Source organism: Mesorhizobium sp. M7D.F.Ca.US.004.03.1.1 (assembly GCF_003998635.1).
In the GTDB taxonomy this organism is placed as follows: Bacteria; Pseudomonadota; Alphaproteobacteria; order Rhizobiales; family Rhizobiaceae; genus Mesorhizobium; species Mesorhizobium loti.
The window spans coordinates 1-2871 of sequence record NZ_RZQG01000767.1 but is presented as its reverse complement, the minus strand read 5'-3'; the positions used below and the strand labels follow the sequence as shown (position 1 = coordinate 2871).

Annotated in this window: 4 protein-coding genes; 1 reads left to right on the top strand and 3 read right to left on the bottom strand. The window is 63.2% G+C overall.

What is annotated here, in order from left to right; all coding sequences use genetic code 11:
- The 3 genes from EN935_RS29485 to EN935_RS29475 all read right to left on the bottom strand — a co-directional run.
- Positions 1–444, bottom strand: a 444-nt coding sequence (locus tag EN935_RS29485) for a YaiI/YqxD family protein (RefSeq protein WP_127373896.1), incomplete at its 3' end; no start/stop codon positions are given.
- A 64-nt stretch (positions 445–508) separates the two neighbouring features.
- Positions 509–1078, bottom strand: a complete 570-nt coding sequence (gfa, locus tag EN935_RS29480; RefSeq protein ID WP_109671497.1) for an S-(hydroxymethyl)glutathione synthase — start codon at positions 1076–1078, stop codon at positions 509–511.
- A 67-nt stretch (positions 1079–1145) separates the two neighbouring features.
- Positions 1146–2273 (bottom strand): S-(hydroxymethyl)glutathione dehydrogenase/class III alcohol dehydrogenase, encoded by a 1128-nt coding sequence (locus EN935_RS29475; protein WP_109671559.1) that lies wholly within the window; start codon positions 2271–2273, stop codon positions 1146–1148.
- A gap of 199 nt (positions 2274–2472) precedes the next feature.
- Between EN935_RS29475 and EN935_RS29470 the strand changes: the two genes are divergently transcribed.
- The coding region (locus tag EN935_RS29470; protein ID WP_281040366.1) for a biotin carboxylase N-terminal domain-containing protein at positions 2473–2871 on the top strand (399 nt) is incomplete at its 3' end.

Sequence of the window (2871 nt, the reverse complement as noted above, 5' to 3'; positions counted from 1 at the left end):
CCCCCGCCGCAAGATGCGGTCGAGTTCGCCGAGAAATCGCGAACGGTCCTGCGGGGCGAAGCTGGCATTGTAGCCCTTGCTTTCGCCGGTCTCGCGCAAGTGCTGCTTGAGATCGCGCATCGCCACCGCCATGCCGATCGTTTCCGGCGTGAAGGGGCGCCCGGTCGGTCCAAGCACGTGCGCGCCGAGTGCCACCGCGCGGGCGGCAAGCGGAATGTCCGCGGTGATCACGATGTCGTTGGATTTTGCGTTTTCGACAATCCAGTCGTCGGCGGCGTCGGCGCCCTTGGACACCACGACGTTGCGGATCATCGGGTCGCGGGAGGGGCGCAAGCCACCATTGGAGACGTAAGTGACGACGACGCCATGGCGCTCGGCGACTTTTTCGACCTCGGCTTTGACCGGGCAGGCGTCTGCGTCGACGAGAATGGCGGGTGAGGGCATTGTCTCTCCAGAACGAGCAGGGGCCGGAAACTTGTCCGGCCCCATACCTGAAATCTCACGACTGTCAGGCCGGCAGTGCGCCGGACTTCTTCGCCGTCCAGGTCGCGATATAGTCCATCAGGCCGGGGTTGAGGCAGTCATAGGGCTCCAGTCCGATTGTCTTCAACTGCGCACGGATGCCGTCCATCCGCTTTGGATCGACGCCGGACTCGATGATCGACGAGACGAAAGCGGTGAAGCCCGGCGGCGACCAGCCGTCCTCCTCGAAGCGCTCGGGATGGATGAAGGACAGGCCCTTGAACGGGTGGTCGCGCTCGACCGGTCCGTGCATGTGGACGCCGCAGCCGGTGCAGGCATGGCGCTGGATCAGCGCCGAGGGGTCCACCACCTTGAGCTTGTCGCCGTTCTCTGTGACGGTGACGTCGCCGGTGCCAGCCACGGCAACCACCGAGAACACCGCGCCTTCCGGCTTCCAGCATTTGGTGCAGCCGCAGGCGTGGTTGTGGGCGATCTGCCCCTTGACCTTCACCTTGACCGGTTTGCTGGTGCAAGCACAGACCAGCGTGCCGCCGGCAAAGCTCGCGCTCTCCTTGGGCAGGCCGTTGTCGATTTTCGGATGCAGTTTCTCCGCCATTCTTTTCTCCTCCCAGTTGTGAACCACAGAGGTCGCTGGCCGGTCGGTCGGCGGCTTGTGGCTTTCCTCAGTAAACGACGACGCTTCGGATCGACTTGCCCTCATGCATGAGGTCGAACCCTTTGTTGATGTCTTCCAGTTTCAGCAAATGGGTGATCATCGGATCGATCTGGATCTTGCCGTCCATGTACCAGTCGACGATCTTCGGCACGTCGGTGCGGCCGCGCGCGCCGCCGAAGGCGGTGCCCATCCAGGTGCGTCCGGTGACCAGTTGGAACGGCCGCGTCGAGATTTCCTGGCCGGCGCCGGCGACGCCGATGACGACCGACTTGCCCCAGCCGCGATGCGAGGCTTCCAGCGCCTGACGCATGACCTTGGTGCTGCCCGTGCAGTCGAATGTGTAGTCGGCGCCGCCGATCTGGTCGGCGCCGCGCTTGGTCATGTTGACGAGGTGGGGGACGACATCGCCGTCGATCTCCTTCGGATTGACGAAATGCGTCATGCCGAATTTCTCGCCCCAGGCCTTCTTGTCGTTGTTCAGGTCGACGCCGATGATCATGTCGGCGCCGGCAAGCTTCAGGCCCTGGATGACGTTGAGGCCGATGCCACCGAGGCCGAAGACCACGGCAGTCGCGCCTTGCTCGACCTTGGCAGTGTTGATGACCGCACCGATGCCAGTGGTCACCCCGCAGCCGATGTAGCAGATCTTGTCGAAGGGTGCGTCCGGGTTGACCTTGGCCAGCGCGATCTCGGGCAGCACGGTGAAGTTGGAGAAGGTCGAGCAGCCCATATAGTGGAAGATCTTGTCCTTGCCGATCGAGAAGCGCGACGAGCCGTCGGGCATCAGGCCCTGGCCCTGCGTGGCGCGGATAGCGGTGCACAGATTGGTCTTGCGCGACAGACAGGACGGGCACTGCCGGCATTCCGGCGTATAGAGCGGGATGACATGGTCGCCCTTCTTGACGGAGGTGACCCCTTTGCCGACATCGACCACCACACCGGCGCCCTCATGGCCGAGGATGGCCGGGAACAGGCCTTCGGGATCGGCGCCCGACAGCGTGAATTCGTCGGTATGGCAGATGCCGGTCGCCTTGATCTCGACCAGCACCTCGCCCTCGCGCGGACCGTCGAGGTCGACCTCCATGATCTCCAGCGGCTTTCCGGCGGCGACAGCGACAGCGGCGCGGGTTTTCATCAGGCAATTCCTCCAGAGGCGATTTTTGCGCAAGCTTTCAGGTTTTGCCTTGGCGATCAACAGCTAGCTGGTTCCAGGCTTGGGCCAGCATGGAGAATTCTAATCCAAATCGATTGAAAGACCGCGATTGACCCGGCCGGCTTGACCACGCCAGCACAGGCCATAAAAGGAACGGCCGACCCGAGGGATGACATTCCGCATGTTCACCAAAATCCTGATCGCCAACCGTGGCGAGATCGCCTGCCGCGTCATCAAAACGGCGCGCAAGATGGGCATCGCCACGGTTGCCGTCTATTCCGATGCCGACCGCGATGCCGTGCATGTCGAGATGGCCGACGAGGCGGTGCATATCGGGCCTTCGCCCGCGGCGCAAAGCTATCTCATCCCTGAAAAGATCATCGCCGCCTGCAAGGAGACAGGCGCTCAGGCTGTGCATCCCGGCTACGGGTTCCTGTCCGAGCGGGCGGCCTTCTGTGAGGCGCTGGAAGCGGAAGGCATCACCTTCATCGGCCCGAAGCCCAAGGCGATCAGGGCAATGGGCGACAAGATCGAATCGAAGAAGTTCGCCAACGCCGCCAAGGTTTCCACGGTACCCGGC

Excerpts from the sequence above, each read along its gene's own strand:
- EN935_RS29475 (WP_109671559.1), bottom strand. The coding sequence starts at position 2,273 with ATGAAAACCCGCGCCGCTGTCGCTGTCGCCGCCGGAAAGCCGCTGGAG.
- gfa (WP_109671497.1), bottom strand. The coding sequence starts at position 1,078 with ATGGCGGAGAAACTGCATCCGAAAATCGACAACGGCCTGCCCAAGGAG.